Source organism: Vibrio sp. sp1 (assembly GCF_016920955.1).
Lineage (GTDB): Bacteria > Pseudomonadota > Gammaproteobacteria > Enterobacterales > Vibrionaceae > Vibrio > Vibrio alginolyticus.
In genome coordinates this window covers 446,205-467,629 of the sequence record NZ_CP060590.1, presented here as the reverse complement: position 1 = coordinate 467,629, position 21,425 = coordinate 446,205, and the positions used below count along the sequence as shown (strand labels likewise).

Annotated in this window: 16 protein-coding genes; 9 read left to right on the top strand and 7 right to left on the bottom strand. The window is 46.3% G+C overall.

Annotated elements, in window-relative coordinates:
• Positions 1-7: 7 nt before the first annotated feature.
• The 6 genes from H9L11_RS17625 to H9L11_RS17600 all read left to right on the top strand — a co-directional run bounded on the left by H9L11_RS17625 (position 8) and on the right by H9L11_RS17600 (position 6,648).
• Positions 8-1,003, top strand: coding sequence for an ester cyclase (locus tag H9L11_RS17625; protein WP_205391327.1), 996 nt, complete (start codon positions 8-10; stop codon positions 1,001-1,003).
• Positions 996-2,729: a sodium/solute symporter gene (locus H9L11_RS17620; protein ID WP_203345554.1), complete on the top strand. Its 1,734-nt coding sequence runs from the start codon at positions 996-998 to the stop codon at positions 2,727-2,729. Before H9L11_RS17625 ends, H9L11_RS17620 begins: the two co-directional genes overlap by 8 nt.
• A 217-nt stretch (positions 2,730-2,946) precedes the next feature.
• Positions 2,947-3,954 carry a LacI family DNA-binding transcriptional regulator gene (locus H9L11_RS17615; protein ID WP_205391326.1) on the top strand — a complete coding sequence of 336 codons (1,008 nt, stop codon included), beginning with the start codon at positions 2,947-2,949 and terminating at the stop codon, positions 3,952-3,954.
• A 146-nt stretch (positions 3,955-4,100) separates the two neighbouring features.
• Entirely contained in the window at positions 4,101-4,745 is a 645-nt protein-coding gene (locus H9L11_RS17610) for a recombinase family protein (protein ID WP_132936235.1), read from the top strand.
• Positions 4,742-5,926 carry a multidrug effflux MFS transporter gene (locus H9L11_RS17605; protein WP_064376320.1) on the top strand — a complete coding sequence of 395 codons (1,185 nt, stop codon included), beginning with the start codon at positions 4,742-4,744 and terminating at the stop codon, positions 5,924-5,926. Before H9L11_RS17610 ends, H9L11_RS17605 begins: the two co-directional genes overlap by 4 nt.
• Before the next feature lie 77 nt (positions 5,927-6,003).
• Positions 6,004-6,648: an START domain-containing protein gene (locus H9L11_RS17600; RefSeq protein ID WP_149191699.1), complete on the top strand. Its 645-nt coding sequence runs from the start codon at positions 6,004-6,006 to the stop codon at positions 6,646-6,648.
• Between the two features lie 80 nt (positions 6,649-6,728).
• Here H9L11_RS17600 and H9L11_RS17595 read toward each other — a convergent pair whose 3' ends face one another.
• On the bottom strand, positions 6,729-8,483 hold the full coding sequence (locus H9L11_RS17595) for a hypothetical protein (protein WP_017634495.1): 1,755 nt from the start codon (positions 8,481-8,483) through the stop codon (positions 6,729-6,731).
• 427 nt (positions 8,484-8,910) lie between these two features.
• Here H9L11_RS17595 and H9L11_RS17590 point away from each other — a divergent pair, with 427 nt between their 5' ends.
• Together H9L11_RS17590 and H9L11_RS17585 are read left to right on the top strand one after the other, a co-directional pair.
• The gene (locus H9L11_RS17590; RefSeq protein ID WP_005374721.1) at positions 8,911-9,864 is read left to right on the top strand and encodes a M23 family metallopeptidase; all 954 of its coding nucleotides are present in this window, start codon (positions 8,911-8,913) and stop codon (positions 9,862-9,864) included.
• Positions 9,768-10,220, top strand: a complete 453-nt coding sequence (locus H9L11_RS17585) for a polymer-forming cytoskeletal protein (protein WP_080276973.1) — start codon at positions 9,768-9,770, stop codon at positions 10,218-10,220. The genes H9L11_RS17590 and H9L11_RS17585 overlap by 97 nt, the downstream gene beginning before the upstream one ends.
• A gap of 87 nt (positions 10,221-10,307) precedes the next feature.
• Here the strand turns inward: H9L11_RS17585 and H9L11_RS17580 are convergent, their stop codons facing one another.
• A complete protein-coding gene (locus H9L11_RS17580) occupies positions 10,308-13,058 on the bottom strand; it encodes a M16 family metallopeptidase (RefSeq protein ID WP_033906636.1) in 2,751 nt (916 codons plus the stop codon).
• Positions 13,059-13,422: 364 nt separating this feature from the next.
• Between H9L11_RS17580 and H9L11_RS17575 the strand changes: the two genes are divergently transcribed.
• On the top strand, positions 13,423-15,309 hold the full coding sequence (locus H9L11_RS17575) for a methyl-accepting chemotaxis protein (protein WP_005383451.1): 1,887 nt from the start codon (positions 13,423-13,425) through the stop codon (positions 15,307-15,309).
• A gap of 117 nt (positions 15,310-15,426) precedes the next feature.
• Here H9L11_RS17575 and fecE read toward each other — a convergent pair whose 3' ends face one another.
• The 5 genes from fecE to pvuA all read right to left on the bottom strand — a co-directional run bounded on the left by fecE (position 15,427) and on the right by pvuA (position 21,359).
• Positions 15,427-16,191 (bottom strand): Fe(3+) dicitrate ABC transporter ATP-binding protein FecE, encoded by a 765-nt coding sequence (fecE, locus tag H9L11_RS17570; protein ID WP_005374717.1) that lies wholly within the window; start codon positions 16,189-16,191, stop codon positions 15,427-15,429.
• Positions 16,192-16,193: 2 nt separating this feature from the next.
• On the bottom strand, positions 16,194-17,165 hold the full coding sequence (locus tag H9L11_RS17565) for an iron chelate uptake ABC transporter family permease subunit (protein WP_033906635.1): 972 nt from the start codon (positions 17,163-17,165) through the stop codon (positions 16,194-16,196).
• Positions 17,162-18,199, bottom strand: coding sequence for an iron chelate uptake ABC transporter family permease subunit (locus H9L11_RS17560; protein ID WP_205391325.1), 1,038 nt, complete (start codon positions 18,197-18,199; stop codon positions 17,162-17,164). The genes H9L11_RS17565 and H9L11_RS17560 overlap by 4 nt, the downstream gene beginning before the upstream one ends.
• Complete coding sequence (locus H9L11_RS17555; RefSeq protein ID WP_033906853.1) at positions 18,196-19,119, bottom strand: Fe(3+) dicitrate ABC transporter substrate-binding protein FecB; 924 nt, start codon at positions 19,117-19,119, stop codon at positions 18,196-18,198. Before H9L11_RS17555 ends, H9L11_RS17560 begins: the two co-directional genes overlap by 4 nt.
• A 101-nt stretch (positions 19,120-19,220) precedes the next feature.
• Positions 19,221-21,359: a TonB-dependent siderophore vibrioferrin receptor PvuA gene (gene pvuA / locus H9L11_RS17550; protein ID WP_025768677.1), complete on the bottom strand. Its 2,139-nt coding sequence runs from the start codon at positions 21,357-21,359 to the stop codon at positions 19,221-19,223.
• Between the last annotated feature and the right edge of the window lie 66 nt (positions 21,360-21,425).

Here is a 21,425-nt window from a genome sequence, read left to right as displayed (position 1 = left end):
AAGCAACATGTCACTCAACATCATCGAACAGTTCTACCAGAACTACTTCAAAGCCGCAGACATCGAGCAAAAACAGGCCGCTCTGCAAGCTTTGAACCCTGACGTAAAATGGTGCGTGGCGCACCCTGTGAACGATCTTAATGGCCCAAATGCAACCCACGAATCTTTCCTCTCACCACTTGTTAATGCTTTGCCTGACGCCGAGCGCCGACCAATAATTGTGATGCACGGCGAATACGAAGGCCGCACTTGGTACAACTCTACCGGCTACTTTATCGGTACATTTGAACAACCACTATTTGGCATACCAGCAACAGGGAAAACACTCTACTTGCGTTACACCGAAATGGTGTGTGTGGAGAACGACCAAATCACCGAATCTTACATGATCCCAGACTTCATCGACGCGATGAATCAAGCAGGCTGCAACCCTCTTCGTAAAAGCTTAGGTCACGATGGCTTGGTTCCTTCTCCTGCAACTTCTAACGGTATTCAACAATCTGTTGTGTCTTTGGAAGAAAGTGAAAAGAGCGCCCAGCTGGTTGAAGATATGCTGTCTTGCTTGGGTCGTTTTGATGGTCAAGATCTTTTCTCGATGGATTTAGAAAACTACTGGCACAATGACTTCATGTGGTACGGCCCAGCAGGTATTGGCACGACGCGCGGTATCAAAGGTTTCCGTAACCAGCACCAAGCGCCATTTGTGTTTGCGTTCCCAGATCGAAGTGTCGATATTGAGGTCAATTTTTTGGCCAAAAATGACTACGTATCCACAGGTGGTTGGCCACATATGCATGGTACTCACACTGGTCACAGTGGCTGGCTCGGTCTTGCCCCAACCGGAAAACACATCGAACTTCGCGTTATGGACATTTGGCGACGCGAAGGAGATTTACTGAAAGAAAACTGGGTGGCGATCGACATCGTTCATATCCTGCTGCAACTTGGCTATGACGTGTTTGCACAAATGAAAGAACAGTTAGAAGGACCTAATTATGCATGAGTTTGGCGCACTTAACTGGAGCATCCTTGGGGGATACATCGCCCTCACGCTAGTACTGGGTGCAGTAATCGGAAAGCGAGTCACTTCGGCTAGCCAATTCGCCTTGGGTGATAAGAGCATCCCTTGGTGGGCGATCGGTATTTCTGTCGTTTGTACTTACGTGAGTGCCATGTCTTTCCTTGGCGGGCCAGCTTGGTCTTACAAAGAAGGTCTGTCGGTTATCGCGATTCACCTCAATTACCCGCTCGTTATCTTCTTCATCGTGGCTGTGTTTATGCCGTTTTTCTACAACAGCGGTTTAACCTCCATCTACGAGTATCAAGAACGACGCTTCGGTAAGGCTTCACGACTGACTTTGTCGTTTATCTTCCTTATCAAACAAGCATTGAGCTCGGCAGCGGTACTCTATGCGACAGCAATGATTTTAGAGTTCATTACTGGTATCGACGTCATGTACTGCATCATGATCGTCACTGCAATTGCCCTTATCTACACCGTAATGGGCGGTATCGCGGCTGTCATTTGGACCGATGTGATTCAAGCCGTAATCTTATTTATTGGCGCATTCATCATCATTGAAGCCGTTTGGAATGGCATGCCTTCTCCAATGACGGAGGTCATGGCAGAGCTCAAAGCGAAAGGAATGACCGATGCCCTACAAACAAGTTTTGACCTAAGCCAAGTAACGACGGTATGGGCTGGCGTTATCGCAATGACGATGTTCCACACCACCGTGTATGGCGGTAACCAGATGATGGTACAACGTTGTATGGCCGCGAAAAACATGGGCGATGCGAAAAAGGCAATGTTGATGATGGGCTACGTGGCCTTCTTTATTTACTTTGTCTTTATCTTGCTTGGTGTCCTATTCAACGCTTATTACGACGGTAAAGAGTTTGAAAACGGCAACACCATCATTCTTCATTATGCGAGTGAATATGGAATGCCAGGCTTGATGGGCATCATTGCCGCTGCGATTCTGGCGGCAAGTATGTCAAGTCTCGACTCTGCGTTCAACTCAATGGCGACCGTTTCTGTGGCTGACTTTTACAAACGCTTCTACAAGCAAAACGAGTCGGAAGAGCATTACTTGAAGGTATCGCGTTTCTTCACGGTGGCGTGGGCGATTTTGGTCATCATTCCAGCGATCATGTTTGCCACCAGCACAGGCTCGGTACTGGAAGTGCTGAGTAAGGCAGGCTCTTACTTTGTCGGTGCAAGCTTCTGTATGTTTGTCCTTGGGTTCTACTCAAAACACATTACGGAAAAAGGCTTGTTGATTGGCGTTGCTGCTAGCTTCTTGGTGATTTGGTATGTAGCCGTTGCGACCGATATTGCGTGGCCTTGGTATTGCGTGATTGGCGTCCTTGTGAATGCCGTTGTCGCTTACATTGCTAGCCTTCTCCTGACGGGTAAACAAGATGAAATGCATCTTTACACAGTGAAAGGCCAGCAAGCGGAATATGCTCGTCTAAATAAACCAATCAAGGAAGATGGTTGGTATGTCGTTCCCGGCAAAATCGATGCTCCATGTTATGGCTTACTAGTGATGTTTGTATTCTCTCTCGTGATGCTTTGGGGGATCAACGCGTTTACCGACAACGCTCCTATGCTGATTAACTTTATGCGTGGCTGCTCTATTCTTGTCGCTACCGCTTGCATCGGATACATGGGGTATTCACTCCTCTCCCCAAAACGTAAAGTTGCAGTCAAACAAGCAAATTAATGTTCTTTACGTAGATACTGTACGTCCAACAAACGGACAGTATCTACGCTCTAGATCTAGTGCTAGCTCAAAGCAAACCAAATGGGTTAACCCACATTTTGCTTTTTAACACTCCAAAGCCATTATTCTACTTAGGATACCCTGTCAGAACATTTATGAATACGTACCTATTTATGCTAGTCTTATGACCTCAATTACTGGCAACTAAGTTTTATTCATGAAATCAATTAAACACGTAGTCACATCAAAAGATGTGGCAAAGATGGCAGGCGTCTCTCAATCTACTGTATCGCGCGTGTTTGTTCCGGGTAGCTCAGTATCCGAAAAGACCAAGCAAAAAGTCTTTGAAGCGGCTAAAGCCCTTAACTACCGCCCTAACGCCTTTGCACGTAGCCTGACCACAAACGAATCGAAATTGATAGGTTTGGTGTTTCCTGATGCGGATTACCCTATCCATATGAAAACACTGCAATTAATTTCCAGTGAGTTACAGAAAAAAGGTTATTCTGCCGTATTGATTCCATGGCAAGTGGATGAAGAAGAGGGCCACTCAATCCCAAATATCTTCCAGTATCGCGTCGATGGTGTCATTGCTGCTTCCGCAACCTTCAATAAGTCCCTTTATGAAGAATGTGAAGAGTTTAATATCCCAATTGTTCAATACGCACGAGTTGTTGAAGGTACTAGGAGTAGCTACGTTATCAGTGACAACTACGAAGCAGGCCAACAAGCTGCGCAACTTCTGCACAAAAGTGGCGTGAAGAACGCGGTTTATTTGACGGGAGAAGTGCCAACCTTTACGAATGACGAACGTCAAAGCGGCTTCTGCTCTGAATTTGAAGACCTAACCGGCAAGACGCCACGCATCATTGAAGCCAGCTATGACTACGCGAGCTCACTTGATAAAGTCCGTGCCATACTGGCAGACAAAAATCGGCCTGAATCGGTGTTCTGTGCAACCGATAACCTTGCGATGGCGGTCATGGATATCGCCCGTATAGAATGCGGGTTGAGGATTCCTCAGGACTTACAAGTCATTGGTTTTGATAATATTCCTCAGACAGAATGGTTAAGCTATCAATTAACCACGTTCCGCCAGGATTTCCGTCGCCTCGCTCGCGAGTGCGTGAAGATCATTGTTGATCAAATTAATACGAAAAACGGCAGCCTAGTAAAAATGATGGTGCCAGTGAAGTTAATCGAGCGCCAGACAACAAAAGCTTAAATAGCTATAGCCAGCCATTCGGTTGGCTTTTTTATTTGCCTCTGACTCCCAAACGGCTCATTTAGTGTTGTAAGCATTAATGAACCCATGTATATTTATGAGCCATTACACTATATGAACCAAACAAAAAGAGGCTCATAATCCTTATGACCACGTATCTTTACACTCGTTATTCGCCAAAAAATCGAGCTTACCAAGAGCACCTTAATACTCTAAAAGCTTTTGCGCCCGAAGCTCAGCATTTTGAGGATAAGGTTCGTGGTTGCATGCCTCCAACCGAGAGAGAGGCATTCTTACGACTGCTCGATTCCGTCAGAACTGGGGATACGATTGTGCTCTGGTGGCTGACCGCATTTGGTCGCGACTTTAGTCAAGCATTGAACACAATAAAAATGCTACTCGATAAAGGGGTAACATTGAAAACCGTATGTGAATCACTAACTTTTGAGCCAGGTTCTGTTCAAACTCAAACACTACTCACAGTGTTATCTGGATATGGGAAAGTGCAGACTGAACATCGCCTGTTTGCCGCAGAGCAAGGGCGACAGGCCATTAAAGAGCAGCCAGAATTATGGAAACAGAAGTTTCGCGGCCGCCCCGCAAACAAAACCAAACACCAACAGATCGCAACGTTACTGCTAGAAGGCTACACATTGCAAAACGTGGCAGAGCAATGCGAAGTCAGTCTATCGACTGTGAAGCGGGTCAAAGCAAAGCTAAATGAAGTGGATGACGAAGGCGGCTTAAGATCACGACGCCAAAAAGGTTGTTTGAATGGAGACCAGTCATGAGTCGCCCAATCAACTTTCATACTATACTACTCGCCTGTCTTATTATTAGCGTTGGCCAGTTGAGCATGGGGCTAGTCATGCCCTCTTTGCCATGGATAGCAAAAGACTTTTCCATCTCCCTCGACCAAGCTCAACTACTTGTGAGTATTTATTTGCTCGGCTTTGGCCCCTCTCAATTTATCTACGGGCCAGTGTCAGATGCTTTAGGACGAAAAAGAGTATTACTTACCGGTTTACTCATCGCGATGTCTGGTCTGCTGATGATTATTTTCTTCAGTGACACATTTACAGGGATGGTAATGGGGCGCTTTTTACAAGGGTTAGGTACAGGATGCTGCGCGGTACTCGCGAGGGCGTCGACTCGAGATAGATTTAGCGGGGATGAACTCCCAGTGGCAATGTCTTACATCGCCATGGCGGCTTCAATCACGCCACTTATTGCACCTGTGATTGGCGGCTTTATCAACTTCCACTTCGGTTGGAGTATGGTGTTTATTTCTCTATTGGGCTATGTCTCGCTGGCCTGGGTAATCATCGCCTTTAAGTTCACAGAAACCATCACAAAACGTTCTGTCATTCCGTCACCCCGAAAAATGTTACTCCAATACAAGAGCTTACTTACGTCTCGTTACTTTATGAGTTTCGCCAGTATCAGTTGGTTAAACTTCAGCTTAATGATTACGACAGTCTCTGTGATGCCATTTATCATGCAAGATCAAATTGGCATGACCTCCGCTCAATACGCGATGTGGGCGCTCATTCCCGCTTTGGGTATGTTATGTGGTACCACGATTTGTAACCGAGTAAGGCCAATTATTGGCAATAAAAAAATGCTGCTTTGCACCCCATTTCTTCACCTCGCTGCCGCAATATGGTTATTTTTCTGCCCTGTTGAGCCTCTATTTCTGATGCTAGGACAGCTATTAATGATCTTGGGTAATGGTATTGCCCTACCTTGTGCACAAGCGATGGTAATGCAACCTTATAAAAAGCAAGCAGGTGCCGCAGCGGCAATGTCTGGTGGTGGACAAATGGTCGTCTCCTCATTGGTCAGCTTAACTCTGGTGCAGCTTGGATTGAGTCAAGCATGGCATCTAGCGATCGTTATCGTAATATTTGCATCGCTTACCTTCACCAACATTCAACGTGGCTTTAGTGCAGAGCAACCTTCAGAACAATAACAACAAACATACTATTGTCCTTATAGCTACAACAAATCGTATAAATTTAAATTTAGGAAAAGTTGGCGGATACTAACATGATGTTGCATTTAAGAATGGGCGCCGTAACACTCGCCACATTGATATCCGCTGGTACTGATGCGAGCGCCAACGAGAACTGGCAGTTCGAGAGTGACAAGAATGGAATCACAATTTACTCCCGAGAACATAGTGACGGTTTAGTTGAGATCCGTGCCCGGATGTTCACACCCACCAGCTATGGTGCATTTTTAACGCTACTGGAAGACAGTGACAACATCCCGAACTGGATTGACAATGCCAGTCATAGCCGGGTTTTAAATCAGATATCGGCCACCGAGAACATCGTTTACACCCAGTTTAAAGCACCATGGCCTGCCAAAAATCGGGATATGGTCACCTACTCAAAGTACTGGGTCGATGAGCTGGGATTCACCATAGAAATCAAAAGCGCACCTGACTCATATCTTGCTGAACAAAATGGTTATGTTCGAATTCGCTCGGTTGATGCGACTTGGGAGTTACAAAAACTCACAAACGATACAACACTCGTGGAATACAAGGCGTTTGCTGATCCCGGAGGTCTATTGCCAAACTGGCTGATCAACAAACTTTCAAAAGAAAGTGCATGGGCGACATTTGGTAACTTAAGAAAAGAGTTACCTGAATATCAGCAATACTCTCATCCTCAAATAGATGAGTAAGCGTCGCTCTTCCCACTCGCTTTTTAATGCGGTACATAATAACAAAAGGCGGCATATGCCGCCTTTTTCTACTCAATGTGTTACTGTTGTGCAACCGTTACAGGTTTAGTTGCACCACGGTAATCAAACTCAAAACCAATACCTTGGTCTGTCACGTCCATCGTCATACCACCAACAAGCTCGCCTTGTAAGCTTTTGACAACATCATCCGGAACCGGCTCCCCAGTGATTGACGACGCACTCTCTAACACTTCCAAAATACGCTCTGAATCAAAATCAAAGCTGAACAAGCCATTTGGAGAAAGTGATTGCGCCATCACTTCTTTGCTTGCTTCCGCAGCACTATCACCACTGTAAAGGGTGAAATGGTTTTCGTTTAGACGAGCAAACACGTCCACCTTCATGCCAGTATGCATTTCTAATAGGTCACTGACATTAACAGGTTGGTTATCCGGTTGAATTTGCAATTGAGCAAGTTCAGGAACGAACATTTGCGCAGTTTGAATAAGCATCATTGGATCATTGGCAGAAAGAGACAACATACCATCTAGCTGGCTAAATACTTCACCATGCTGAGCATTAGTATCTACTTTGATATCAAACATTTGCAGGCTTAAGCCTTTGAGGCCGTTAACCATGCCTGACCCCATGCTTACAGCGGCTGCTGGATTCTGGCCGCCCATCTCTTGCTGCATTTGTGTCAATAAAGAGCATTGATATTGAGGCTGGGTCAAGTCAGCCCAAATCTGACCAATCGATGGCGCTAGCGTATTAATGTCTAAACCAAGCGCCATACTAAAGAAACTCTTATCACTTTTAGACTCTGCCAATACACCACGAATTGACTTGAGCGCATCTAGAATCACTTTATTGTTGGACTCAACAACAAAAGAACCTTTAATGAACGCCTGATCGCCTTTCATCTTGTATTCTGCAAACGCGACGGACTGAGGCCAGTTTTCTGCAACTTGAGTAAGCTCAGTATGGCAGGCTGGTGAACGCATTTCCTCAATAGTTGGTTCAGGATCTATTGCATCCAACGTGCTGATTTGACGAGCAAACATATTGCCATCTTTCGTCGTCAAACCTTTAATCACTTCGCGATGATCAAAGTAACCAAAAGAGTTGTTGTTTTCACCGTATTTGGCTTGCAACGCCTCAAGGCGTCCACTGTCAGCAATATTTTGACTTGGTGCTTCAAGCCCTAATGCCATTTTAATCGGGTTTTGAACGCCCAGTTGCGGAACATCAACCGTTAACGTAAGCACGTTATCAACCACGGCTACAACCAAGCCAATACCGTCCTGCGGGTCAATTGAATCAGTCATCTCGTAACGACGATACTCGACTTCACCAAGCTTAACCAACTCATGCTTAGCGCCGCTCATCTGCTCTTCATGATCCAGTGTTTTCCATAACGCGGCAGGGTCTTCAATATCCACTTTGTACACCGGTACCATACCAATTGTGTACAACACAGGATTAATGTTTTCCCCGGTGCCCAAATAAGCTTTTAATGTTTCTGGCGACGCAGCACTCTCTAGGTATCCATCGAATAAGTTAACTGCAAACTGCTGTTGTGGAGACAGTGGTTCATCGGCAAAAAGTTCTGCAATCGAGCCTTGATTCGCCGTACCGAATGCGTTCATGTATTTATAATGGTTAAAAGGTTCAGTCTGATACGTCACCATAAGTGAATCTGCAGGAACTTGCGTTAACAGTGAGCCTGCATCACTCGCGGTAGTATTGTTTTGGTACAGGTAGCCAGCGCCCCCTGCTGCTGCGACCACTGCTGTAGCCAATAGTAGTTTTTTCACGACCAACTCCGTTGTCATAGTTATGTGTTCCTAAACGAAATGTAACGCTTAGGTTTAAAGCCAATGAATAGTGCTTTATATCAACCGCTATCATAAACAAGTTATCGATGTAATGAATGTCGGTTTGATAAATTATCCAACATTTATAAGGCAAACCGTGAAGTAAGTTGAATTGCGTGCGGATGCTATTGGCAATATTCACAATCCAATTTCTCGGATAACCGCCTTAAAAATCATAATATTCAGTTAAATGAAGCGATTTGGAGTAATTACGACCAAAATCAGCAGAATATTAAATCTTTATTGAGTCTTTTATCTAATATCTGAAAACGCCTCACGACCTGACACTTCTTTCCAATTTGCCTCTGGCAGTCCCTACTCGTTTTCCTTACATTCCTACTAACTCAGTGACGAGACGTATACCAAATACGAGCAATAGAAGACGATGAAAGACCAGTTGACGATCTCTATATCAACTATCAATGGCTCAAGACATTGGTACTTCAGTAAAAGGATGCAACGCAACATAAAAACGTTTTTCGTTTTTTTTGTTGTTGCTCTGGCCGCGACCGTAATCTTAATTCATCACTTGTACACTCGCGTTGATAATGCAGCGTTAAAACAAGCTGAATTGACAGAGCATTCACGCACCATGGGTGAAGAGCTCAGCACACTGAAAACACTTAAATCAGAGCTAGAAAATGACCTTTCAGAACGGGAAGAACGGGTACAACTTGTTTCGGAACGTTTGGGTGAATTAGAGAAAGTGCTTGGGGTTGGAGAACATACCTCGACAAATAACTTGGATGCTAGGCTCGATGCAGCGGCGATAACCTCAAACGTTCGCATGGTGTTATTAAACCAAATACCAAGTGGCTCTCCAGTCGGCAACGTACGGCTATCTTCCGGATTCGGTAAGCGTATCCATCCGGTGACAAAAGTTGCCAAAATGCATCGTGGGCTCGATTTTGCCGTAAATATCGGTACCAAAATTTATGCCCCTGCCGATGGGGTAGTGGAAGTTACCCGCCGCAGTAATAAAGGCTCTGGTAACTTCCTCAGGCTACAACATTCTTTCGGTTTTTCGAGTTCTTATTCGCACTTGAAAGCGTTCAAAGTAAAAAGTGGTCAGTTCGTCAAAAAAGGGCAGCTGATTGCAATTTCCGGCAACAGTGGGCTCTCTTCTGGCCCTCACCTGCATTACGAGGTGCGATTTGTTGGGCGAGCACTGAATCCGAAACCATTTGTCGATTGGAGCCTTAATGATTTCGAAGACATTTTTACTAAGGAGCGAAGAATACGATGGGAATCTTTAATCAAAACAGTGGAACAACGAGTAGCTCAGCAGCTTCAACTCTCATCGCCAAAGGCTGTTCTCTTAGCGGAGAACTCAAAGTAGAAAACGATGTCCAGATTGATGGCATCGTCGATGGTCAAATTAACGTGGAAGGCACTCTCGTTGTCGCAGAAAGCGGGCGAGTAAACGGTGAAATCTACGCTAAACAGCTGATCATTAATGGCATGATGGACGGAAACTGTCACGCAGAACACATTCAAGTGCTTGCCAAGGGACGCGTAAGCGGTAGGATCTGGAGCAATAACCTCAGCATTGAACCTGGTGGCAAATTCTTTGGTGAAGCAGCCGAATTACCTGAAAAGGAAGTGGTAACGTTAAAGGGTAAGGCTCAAGACAGTGCGATCACAAAAGAAAATAACACCAACAATGAAAAGCGACTTTCGCGTAAATCAGCATAAAAGCTTTGATTAAAGTGCTTAAAAAAGACGGCTTTCACGCCGTCTTTTTTATTACTATTGCCACGATTTTCGTCAGAAACTACGTGATTATTCGGCCGGATTTAAAACCATTACCGAGCGTTTTGCTTGTGGACCAAAAGCTGATTTTGCATGCGCTTTCACTTCATCTAACGTCACACTCTTAGCCACTTTCTCAACGTCAAGCAACACATCGACGCCGTAATCATGCACCAAATAACGAGTATATGCCCATGATCTCTGTGCTGGGTTGTCATCCAATCCTTGCATCGCGACTGCCAGTTGTTTCGCGGCCGTATCCACTTCTTTTTGGGTAATATTTGACGCTAAACCATCAAACACTTTGCCCAGTTTACTCTCTAAAAGTGCCACGTCTTCGGGCTCAACTTGAGACTCCAAGAGCCAATCAGAGATGGGTTCGCGATCTTGTGTCATGGTGTAAATGCTCGGGCTGTAATCAAGGCTAGACTCTTCTCGCACAATATCCAAAACACGTGCATTACTAATACGTTGCAAAATATCTTCGATAACCGTGTCTCTTGCCGTACGTTGGTAATCGCTCGTATTAGTCAAACGCATTACATACAACGATGAAGGTTCATGCCCATCCGCAACCACAGTTCGCTCCGGCACTTCCGGGTTAAACGCAACGTGATAATCAATCGAACGACTCGGTTTCATTTCGATAGAGGCCACATACTTACGCAAAAGTGGTGTAATTTCTTCCGGCTCTACGTTTGCAACAATAACCATCTTAAAACCATCATTGGTTTTGAAAAGTTGCTCATGCACCGCTAGTATCTGCTCGGAAGTCACTTGTTCAACATCATCACTGGACACTATACGATGACGACTACCCGGCAAATAAGAATTGCCGTTTGCTTTTTGAATCAGTTTTCCCATCGGTGATTCAAAAAAAGCGCCGCTCTGCTGTTTAAACTCTTGCTTCGCTGCTTCCATCTGGCGCTCGTCGACTTTAATCTCCGTCGCTAGGTTGTATAGTCCATTCAAAGCATCAGTTAGGTGCGTATTTGGCGCCGTAATTTGAGCTCCGTGACTGGTCGCATCAAGCATCGCGCCAAGCGCAATGTTGTTTTTGCGTAAGTAGCTATCTAGCTCTGAACCAGAAAATGTCCCTAACCCACTGCGTATTGCCGTTGTTGCTGCGATTTCATAAGCGGCATACAACGTCGGATCAACAGCGGCTTTACCACCTTGGCTCGCATAGTAAATATACGCTCGACCACCCGCTTTAGTATCTTTTTGGAACCACACTTCGATACCGTTTGATAGCGTATAGACTTGAAAACCACCCGCTTCCTGACGCATGCTCGTGATGCTGCCTTCCTGGGTAGGCTTTAAGAATCCATCCACTTTGTCATACATCTCTAACGGTTTTTCGCCAGTTTGAAGATAGGCACTGTTTAGAGCGGCAAATACACCATTGAACTGTTCTGACGTTTCGCTTTTCCCCAAACCAATAAAAAAGCTTGGCTGCTGAGATAACAAAGCCGTCAATTGTGTGTTAATGCTCTCTAAATTCTCGTTGTTGATGAATTCTGCCAAACTCTGGGCATAATTCTCTTTTGATTGGCTGACACTGTCTTGTCCAATTTGAAAAACACGTGCTTCTGCGTAACTGTTTGGCTTACGCTGACTCCAATCTGAATCAATATTTGCAAGTTCACCTTGCCAATTTGACATAACGCTATCTAACTCGGATTGAGTCGCACCATAATCTCTTAACGACGCCAAGGTACGAATGAAAGTCTGGTGCATTTGTTCGCGGCGATCTGGTGCAAACGAAATCCCTGCCGACATCATACGCTGATAGTTAGAGTAATAGGGCTCTGCATAAGCGTATTGAAAAGGTTCAGCGGCATCACTGAGTACACGGATCAAACGCTGTTGAATGAGTTGTGTTGCGACTTCATCACGCCACACTTCATGTTGTTGCTCAATCGTCGCGCTGCCACTTAGACCACGCTCAATCACTAAATGAAGACTTGGTGATTCCATCGTGTTACTTGGCAAGATTCTGTTTTCGTTGTTCACTCGAATATCACGGCGCTTCTCTATTACCGTATCCGAGGTACTTTCCCAGTTCGAGAACTTGCTTTTGATAATCTTGGACAGTGAATCTACGTCGATATTACCAGTCACAATCAACTCGGCATTTTGTGGCTGGTACCACTTGTCGTAAAACGCCTTTAACTTACTCGAGGAAGCGTTTTGAATCGCTTCGCGAGTACCAATTGGGTCATGTTCACCATACATAGTGCCTTCAATCGAGGCTTGGTAAGCATGCATAGAAAAGGACTTATCATCTGGATTAGCACGTCGCCATTCCCCAAGAATCACCCCTTTTTCTTTCTCTACTTGCTCAGGAGCAAACTCAAGTCCGTTACCGATATCTCTCATCCACTTCAGGGCATCTTCTAGCTTCGTATTATTCGCAAGGTCAAGTTGGTAAGACGTTTGCTGATAACTGGTAAAAGCGTTGATATCAGCGCCAAAGCTACCACCAGATTGCTCAAAAAGTTTGACAACGTCGTTACCGGTAAAATGCTCACTACCATTAAACGCCATATGCTCAACAAAGTGAGCGTAACCCTTTTGAGAAGATGTTTCTTGGAATGAGCCGATATTCATCACCAAACGGACCGAGACTTCTTGGTCTTCTGTTGGATAGAGATGGTATTTCATACCGTTCGATAACTGGTCCACGTGCCAGTTGGCGTCAGGTTGAATCGGCGTCGACTGTTGTATCAGAGCACACCCTGACACTAATAACGCGGGGACTAACAATATACTGCGCATAACGATTGCCCATAACAATGATTAAGCTAATCAATATATATCCGGTGCTATAACCTTCACATTTTTAATGGATTATCAGACACGCAAATGTGATAAAGATCACCATTTATTGAAATCAATTCTCATTTACAAAAATCGACAAATCCTTACTTTACAAATACATAAATAATATCGTTCCAAATCCTTTTGCTTATTTGGTGTAAAACTCAAATTCGCGACATGGAGTCAGTATTTATTTTGAGCAATAAAATATAATTATTGAACAGATTCGAATCTGACTTTCTGCTGCATATTCAACAGCGCAGAGAGCACTGATGAGAATAAAAACACAACAACTATTATTCAAAGATCTATTATTCGCTTTATGTTCAAAAATCTATCATTAAAAAACAAACTGGCAATCTCTGCCAGTGCCGCCATCATTCTAGGGGGAGTGCTGGTAGAGGGGCTGTCTTTTCGAGATTCATTAAATAGGCTCGATGTCGAAGTCGCACAGCGACTAGAAAGCACTAGCGCATCTTACAATCAATACGTAAAGGACTGGCTACTCTCTAAAGAGCGCGCACTGACTTCACTCTCTTCTGATTCAGAGAAACGTTCTCTGGTTACACATTTGAAACAAGTCCGAGACTCTGGCGCGTTCGATAACGTTTTCCTCGCTTACCCGGACGGGTCACAAGACAACGCTAATGGGGTGGTTTTGCCACCAGGTAATAACGATCCTCGCAAGTGGGGCTGGTACACCAACGCCATTGCCAATCCATCGAAAGTCTTTATGGATAATCCGACCGTTGCTGCTGCAACTGGTGCGAATGTGGTGTCGCTCGGTAAAGCCCTGCAATTGCATGGTCAAACCGTCGTTCTGGGTGCTGACGTAGAGATCGGTGATATCCTGAACAGCCTCAACCAAGTGATCCTACCGGGTGAAGGTTATATGTTTATTGCCAATGAACAGGGCAATATTTTCACTCATAACAACGGTAAACTGCTGAATCAACCGGTTAGCAAGCTAGGCCTCAACAACAACGACATTACGTCAGCCGCACGTTCAGGTACAGAACGTCGCGTCTCTATTAACGGCATCGAATATGTGATTTACGCGCGCCACATAGAGGGTACCAAACTCACAACGGTCACAGTGTTAGATCAAAACTCGTTGGTTGCCCCACTTTACGATGCAGTTTGGGATCAAATCATCGCAACCACTATCGTCGTCGTTATCTGTGTGGCTTTGTTTAACCTGCTATGTAACATCTTGTTCCGTCCGCTCTACAATGTTTCGAATGCGCTTGCGCAAATCGCCAACGGTAGCGGCGATCTGACTCAACGCATCAAAGTAGAAAACCGTGACGAAGTTGGTGAACTGGCTGAAAACTTCAACCAGTTTGTTGAAAGTTTACAGCAGCTTATTGGTCATATTCGTCACCAAGCGGAAGAACTAAGCCAGCAATCAGAACTGAGCACGACTCGCGCGAATCAGTCGGTTTCTGATCTGAACCATCAGCAACAAGAAATCACTATGGTGGCGACCGCTGTGACCGAAATGGCATCGGCAACGCAAGAGATTGCCGCACATGCAGAGCAGACGGCTAAAGCCGCTCAAGACTCTTCAGCAAGCACACAAAATGGTCATGAGTTGGTGATCAACTCCAAATCGTCCATCAATAATTTGTCTTCTGAAGTCAACCAAGCGAGCGTTGTCATCGGTGAGCTCAACCAGCACGCGCAAGACATCTCAACCGTGCTATCAACGATTCGAGACATCGCAGAGCAAACCAACTTACTGGCTCTGAATGCGGCGATTGAAGCGGCGCGTGCAGGTGAACAAGGTCGCGGTTTTGCCGTTGTTGCAGACGAGGTTCGCGTGCTATCACAACGCACACACACCTCAACCGAAGAAATTCGCTCGACGATCGAGACCTTGCAGCAAACCACACAACGCGCTGTGACTATCATGGATACAAGCTCTCAGCTCGCGCAAGGTTCGGTGGAAGATGCTGATCGCGCAGCACTGGCTCTGGATGAAATCAACGCGGCCGTTGCGCTGATCAGCGATATGGCAACGCAAATTGCGACAGCCGCCGAAGAGCAAACGCACGTAACCAATGAAATCACGCAAAACGTCACGTCCATTAAAGATGTGACCGATCACTTGGTAGTTGGTGCCGAAGAATCGATGAATCAATCTGCTGAGCTGAAATCGCAAGCTGAGGATCTCAACTCGAAAGTGGCAACGTTTAAACTGGCTTAAACGCCACATTAAGGACGCTCTTAAAAACAACAAACCCCGCTAGCGACTTTGTTACTAGAGGGGTTTGTTTTTATGGATCGACGTTTTTATTGCAGATAGCTTTCGAAAGACGTAAACCTACACCGCCACACACATCGGCGTGCCTGAGATTGGGTCGTTAAATACTCTCGCTTGTAAATCAAACACCGATGCCAACATACCTTCTGTCAGTACCTCTTGCGGTGTTCCCTGCGTGACTAACTGACCTTTTTCCAACACCACCAAATGATCGCAGTAACGGCACGCTTGGTTTAGATCGTGCAGCACTACCACCACTGTTTTGCCTTTGTCGTTCATCTGCCTCATGAGTTTCATCAGCTCAACTTGGTGAGAGAGATCCAAGTAAGTGGTTGGCTCATCAAGCATCACTACGTCGGTATCTTGCGCCATTACCATCGCAATCCACGCCCTTTGTCTTTGGCCACCAGACAACGATTCAACTGGCTTGTCAGCAAACTCAATCACGCCAGTATCTTGCATTGCTTGCTCGACCAAGGCTTTGTCTTGTTGACTTAACCTGCCCCAATGAGAGAGATAAGGCGAGCGGCCATATTCGACCAGTTTTCTGACGGTAATACCTTCAGGACTGACAAGAATCTGCGGCAGCAAAGACAACGAACGCGCCAAGCGTTTATCACCGTAGCTGCTTAGTGGTTTGTCGTCATACAACACTTGGCCAGAAGCAGGTTTATTGATGCGTACCAAGGTTTTTAATAGTGTCGATTTACCGCAACCATTTGGACCAACTAGTGCGGTAATTTTACCTTGAGGAATCGACAAAGAGAGATCTGGAATGATGGTCTGTTTGCCGTACGCGACGGATAAGTTCTGCGTTCGTAACATGCTTACCAACCTCTGTAACGATACAAAAGAAAAATGAAATATGGTGCGCCAATAACAGATGTTAGCACTCCCGCTGGTAGCTCAATTGGCGGCTGTAAGCCTCTCGCTAAACCATCGGCGCAAATCACCAACAAAGCGCCAAGGGTTGCAGCGGCTGGAATCAACAACTTGTGGTTGTGGCCAAACAGCAAACGCGCAAGATGCGGCGCAAGCAGGCCAACAAAGCTGATCGTGCCTGCCACAGACACACTGATGCTCGCCAATAGCACGGCAGCAATCAGCGCAAGAATTTGGATCTGTCTTGGTTTCGTGCCAAGCGTAGTAGCGCTTTCTTCTCCCAGTCCCATAACATCTAGCCGCCAAGCCAGCCAAAACGCCAATGGCAGTAGCAGCAATAGAGCACTCCAAATAAACGGCACTTGTTGCCAATTTCGTCCCCACAAACTGCCGGTTAGCCATACCATCGCCGTGTTGATTTCGATAGGGTGCACAATCAGAAGAAAATCGATACCGCTGGCTAAAAATGCGCTGACAGCAACACCAATCAGCGCCAAACGTGCTGGTGTTGGTTTCGACCAGTAAGCCAGCACAGCAATAAAGCCAGCAGCAAGCAAGCCTCCCGCCATAGCGACCATCGGCAACATTGCCACTGGCGCATTCGGATACAGCACCAAACAAGCGGTAGCCGCCAGTCCTGCTCCGGCGCTTATCCCCATTAAATCTGGTGAGGCAAGTGGGTTACGGATGACGCCTTGAACTAAAACGCCTGACAGCCCCAACCCAGCGCCCACGCCAATGGCGAGCAACATTCTCGGTAATCGATATTGGTGAATCACAAAGTCCGAGTCAGAGAAAGAAAACAGTAATGCAAAAACCTGTTGAGCCGACATGTTCGCCTCGCCAACAAACAGCGTGAGAGAAGACGCAATCAGCAACAATCCAACTAATGCAAACAGTTTGGTTTGATTCATCATGATGATTTCCTCATTGCAATCGCGATAAAGCAAGGTGTGCCCAACAGCGCGGTAATCACGCCCACTGGCGTTTCAGCCGGAAAGGCAATCGATCGTGATAAAGCATCTGACCACGTCACCAATGCCGCGCCACACAAAGCGGAAACCGGAATGAGAATGTGATAGTTGTGACCAACAATCGGGCGTACCAAGTGCGGCACTAACAACCCGACAAAGCCAATTGGCCCAGCAATCGCCACGCTAGTACCCGCCAACAGCACAACCGCTAAACCACTGATTAATCGCGTAAGACGAATGTTACCACCTAGCCCAACAGCAACTTCGTCCCCCAACGCGAGTAAATTTAAGTTTCGCGCTAAGCCCATGGCGAGCACCAAACCTAAGGTCACAAAAGGCCACAGTTGCTGCCACTGCTCAGAATCTACGGCAGAGAGTGAACCCGTTAACCAATGCAACACGCTGTAAGCCATGTCATCCGCCAAAATTACCGACGCACGAGTTAACCCTATCAGCAGTGCACTGATGGCAATGCCCGCTAGCACTAAACGCAATGGGTGAGAACGCGCGGAGAAAAAACCACCCAACAACATGACCGCACCACCACTTAGTAGCGCGCCGAGTACTGCGTTGATGATTGGGTTCAATTGACTAAAGAATGGTACGCCGATGGACGCCAAGGCCATAAAACAAGCCGCACCAGCATTAATGCCGAGAATGGATGGCGACGCCAAAGGGTTACGAGTCAATCCTTGCATCAGCACTCCAGATACCGCAAGCGAAGCGCCAATTAGTAACCCAGCATAGGTACGAGGCGCACGCAGCGTCTCGAGGATTTGATGCAGCATATTGCCCTCATCAAACGCAAACCAATAGCTTGTCAGATCATTAACGCTCAAAGAAAAGTTGGACCAGCCAATCATTGAGGCTGCATAGCCTGAGAGCGTACACAACGCCATAGCACAGACAAACAAGCTCGCTTTCCAATGCGATTTGCTAACCGAAGACGCGCTTTCCGAGCTTATCGCCTCACTCATGAGCGCTCCAATAACGCTTCAAGATTGCGGGCAATTTCTTCCGCAGCCAACATGCCGCGATTTAACGACCACAGTTCAGGAGAAACCTCAACAAGTTGCTGTTTTTTTGCAGCAGTTAGCAACTTAAACAATGGATTTTTGCGCCACTCATCCACAATATTTGGTTGAGAGTAAAGTCCAACTAACAACCAATCAGGGTTGGTTTTTAGTAAAAGTTCGAAACTGGTTGGGATATACGCTTTTTGCTCAGATGGAGCCAGCGGGCTTTGGATGCCTAGCGTACTCAAAACGCCACCAGCGTAAGAAACCGGGCTATGCAGCCACATCCCTTTGTCAGAAACCACACCAAACTGAATGGTTTCTTGTGTTGCAAAATGCTGTTTGAACTCCGCCATGGTCTGTTTGTGCTGCTCAATTCGTTGTGTCATTTTCGCTTGTTTGCCAATTGCCACGCCGATTTTGTGTGCGGATTCGAGATTTTCTTGATATGTCTCACCACGGCTTTTTAACAGCAAAGTTGGCGCAATTCGCTGCAAATCTTGATAAATCGCGCGATGACGTTCTGCATCAGCAATGATCAAATCCGGCTTGAGCACCGCAATCGCCTCTAAACTCGGTTGCGAGCGCATGCCGACCGATTGCCAAGGCTCAACCTTGGCACGAACAGCAGGAATGACTCGTGTGGCATCGTTGTCATCGGCGACGCCTACCGGTGAGACATCGACTGCCGCTAATGCATCGACAAACGAAAATTCTAAAACCACAATACGTTGAGGTATCGCTTCTAGCTCAAAAGTGCCTTGCTCATCTTGCACGCTGCGCGCCTGAGAAAATGCGCTAAATGACATCAAAGCTGAGCTCAGTAGCATCAGCAAAACGGTTGAAAAGTGTTTGATCGTAAATTGTTTTTTATTTTTCATCTTGCTTTTTTCCAGTGCTAAGAGTTTTCCAGTATCTAAGATCGGCAAAGTCGCCAAGGTAAATTGGCGACTTTTCTTTTCAAACTCGGTGAACGAAACGCTTAAAACTGATAGTTCAGATCCAGTGTGTAAGAGCGTCCCGGAGCTGGGTACCGACCAACTGGGCTTGTATCAATCCCGCGGAAGTAATACTCCTCGTCAAACAAGTTGTTCACCGCAACATTCATGCGTAACTTGCCTTTGTCGTCTTTGTATAAATCCGTCCCCAAGTTGAAGTTCCACACCATGTAAGATGGTACTTTACCCGTTGCGCCAGTTGCATCTTCGGCACTGGTGTTGGCGTTATCGGTATACGAATCACTAAAGTAGAAGCCCGATAGCGTGGTGTCCATGCCGTAAAATGCGTAGGTTGCATCCCAACCAAGCTGATGCTTAGAGGTGTAAGGCAGTTGATTACCTTTATTCGCGCCTTCTTCTTCAAGCGTAGCGTCTAGATAGTTGTAGCTTGCGCCTAAACTCAGTGCAGGTAGTGCTTCAGGCACGTAACGAGCAGAAAGCTCTATGCCTTGGTGAAGTGTTTTTCCGATGTTATCGAAGGTCTGCGTTGAGCTTTGCCATTGCAATTGATCTTCAAAGTCGATGCGATAAAGTGCAGCGTTAAAGCTGGTCGCATCTTGGGTGTAACGCGCGCCGACTTCGTAGTTCCAAGCCAGTTCGCTACCTTCTTCACCCAAACCTCGGATGTAGGCAATTTGTGGCGCACGAAGTGATTTTTGCGCGTTCGCATACGTCACCCACTGGTCAGTTAAGTTGTATGCCACCGTCAAACCTGGCAACCATTCCGTCACGGTGTTGTCTGCCGTTTGTTTTTTACCACGATCGGTAAACGTCATTCGAACCGACTCAACACGCAACCCAGGCGTTACCTTCAATGTATCATTGAACAAACCAATTTCGTTGCTAACGTATCCAGCAAACGCGTCCGTATCTAGATGCCAATCACGCGGAACGCTGGTTGCACCACCGGCGATTGGAGTCTGAGTGAGTTTGTAGTCAATGTCTTCATTAACATAACGGGTACCCACGATCCAGTTTTGAGTAACGGATTTACCTTCGCCAAAGTACATCGCCATTTTTGGCTCTATACCATACACGGTAAATTCACGTGGAGAGGTACGAACGTCCGTCGCTGGCAGAGCCGGATCCGCCCAATGGCCACCCGCGCTGTTAAAGCCCCACTTGAAAAGACGCTCTGACTTATGGCCAAACGTTAGCACTTCTAGCTCGGCACTGTCGGCAAATGGCAAATCGTGGATGTACTTAACACTCCAGCGTGTCGACTTACCTTCATAATCATCGTAAGGACGTTTCGATTGGTGACGATCTTGTTCGTAGTCTTGTGGCGAAAGTGCGCCCGGCATTTGCGTTTCAGCATCGTAACGTTGCAGGAATGCTTGAATCTCTTGAGTGTCACTCAATAGCCACTGTGCTTTAGCTTGAAAGTTCTTCACGTCCGTATCGGAATGTTCACGGAAGCTTTCACCTTTTAGGAAGTTACCTTCCAACTGTAGTGCAAATGTGTCGCTTAACCAGCCGCCCGTGCGTAGGTAAAAATCATTCAGCGGCGCATCACCGCCATCAAACACGGTAAGGCGGTTACTGATTTCAGTTTGCCACGTGTGTGGAATCGGTTTGGTCACTAAGTTGATCACACCACCGACGTTGTTTGGGCCGTACTGTACTGCAGCACCACCGCGTACAATGTCAATACGATCAAGCATCGACAGTGTTGCTGGGAAGATAGACTGACCAGTGTGACCATATGGCGCAAGTGTTAGCGGTACACCATCCATCAAGAACTGAGCATGACCACTACGGCTTGCTTTCAAACCACGTACGGAAATGTTGGGCAATACGCCCGTTCCGCTTTCATCCTGAACTTTAATACCCGGCACGCGCTGTAGCGCATTATCAATCGAGCCTGCGGCGGTTTTCTCGATTTGATCGCGGGTAATGACGGTACGAGCACCTGGGTACTCTTTGACGTCTTCAATTTCAGATTTACCAATCACGCTACCAGTGACAACGACGGTTTCCATCGCGGTAGTTTGTTCTGTTTTAGCAGGAGCGGCAACCGCGCTCATGGATGTGGCAGAAGCGATTGCAATCGCAAGCACACTGTAAGTGGTAGACAAACCAGCACGTACACGCACTTTACCATCCAAATTCTGGTAAGACATTAAGATCTCCTTTGCGAGAAATTGAGCCTCGGGCAGAATACATCCCGTAAGCTCTCGGGGCTAAAC

What these genes read in the sequence shown, in the direction of transcription:
- H9L11_RS17590 (WP_005374721.1), top strand. Translation starts at nt 8,911, where the DNA reads ATGAAAGACCAGTTGACGATCTCTATATCAACTATCAATGGCTCAAGA.
- H9L11_RS17580 (WP_033906636.1), bottom strand. Translation starts at nt 13,058, where the DNA reads ATGCGCAGTATATTGTTAGTCCCCGCGTTATTAGTGTCAGGGTGTGCT.
- H9L11_RS17575 (WP_005383451.1), top strand. Translation starts at nt 13,423, where the DNA reads ATGTTCAAAAATCTATCATTAAAAAACAAACTGGCAATCTCTGCCAGT.
- H9L11_RS17585 (WP_080276973.1), top strand. Translation starts at nt 9,768, where the DNA reads ATGGGAATCTTTAATCAAAACAGTGGAACAACGAGTAGCTCAGCAGCT.
- H9L11_RS17565 (WP_033906635.1), bottom strand. Translation starts at nt 17,165, where the DNA reads ATGATGAATCAAACCAAACTGTTTGCATTAGTTGGATTGTTGCTGATT.
- pvuA (WP_025768677.1), bottom strand. Translation starts at nt 21,359, where the DNA reads ATGTCTTACCAGAATTTGGATGGTAAAGTGCGTGTACGTGCTGGTTTG.
- H9L11_RS17555 (WP_033906853.1), bottom strand. Translation starts at nt 19,119, where the DNA reads ATGAAAAATAAAAAACAATTTACGATCAAACACTTTTCAACCGTTTTG.
- H9L11_RS17620 (WP_203345554.1), top strand. Translation starts at nt 996, where the DNA reads ATGCATGAGTTTGGCGCACTTAACTGGAGCATCCTTGGGGGATACATC.
- H9L11_RS17560 (WP_205391325.1), bottom strand. Translation starts at nt 18,199, where the DNA reads ATGAGTGAGGCGATAAGCTCGGAAAGCGCGTCTTCGGTTAGCAAATCG.
- H9L11_RS17600 (WP_149191699.1), top strand. Translation starts at nt 6,004, where the DNA reads ATGATGTTGCATTTAAGAATGGGCGCCGTAACACTCGCCACATTGATA.
- H9L11_RS17595 (WP_017634495.1), bottom strand. Translation starts at nt 8,483, where the DNA reads ATGACAACGGAGTTGGTCGTGAAAAAACTACTATTGGCTACAGCAGTG.
- H9L11_RS17625 (WP_205391327.1), top strand. Translation starts at nt 8, where the DNA reads ATGTCACTCAACATCATCGAACAGTTCTACCAGAACTACTTCAAAGCC.
- H9L11_RS17615 (WP_205391326.1), top strand. Translation starts at nt 2,947, where the DNA reads ATGAAATCAATTAAACACGTAGTCACATCAAAAGATGTGGCAAAGATG.
- H9L11_RS17605 (WP_064376320.1), top strand. Translation starts at nt 4,742, where the DNA reads ATGAGTCGCCCAATCAACTTTCATACTATACTACTCGCCTGTCTTATT.
- fecE (WP_005374717.1), bottom strand. Translation starts at nt 16,191, where the DNA reads ATGTTACGAACGCAGAACTTATCCGTCGCGTACGGCAAACAGACCATC.
- H9L11_RS17610 (WP_132936235.1), top strand. Translation starts at nt 4,101, where the DNA reads ATGACCACGTATCTTTACACTCGTTATTCGCCAAAAAATCGAGCTTAC.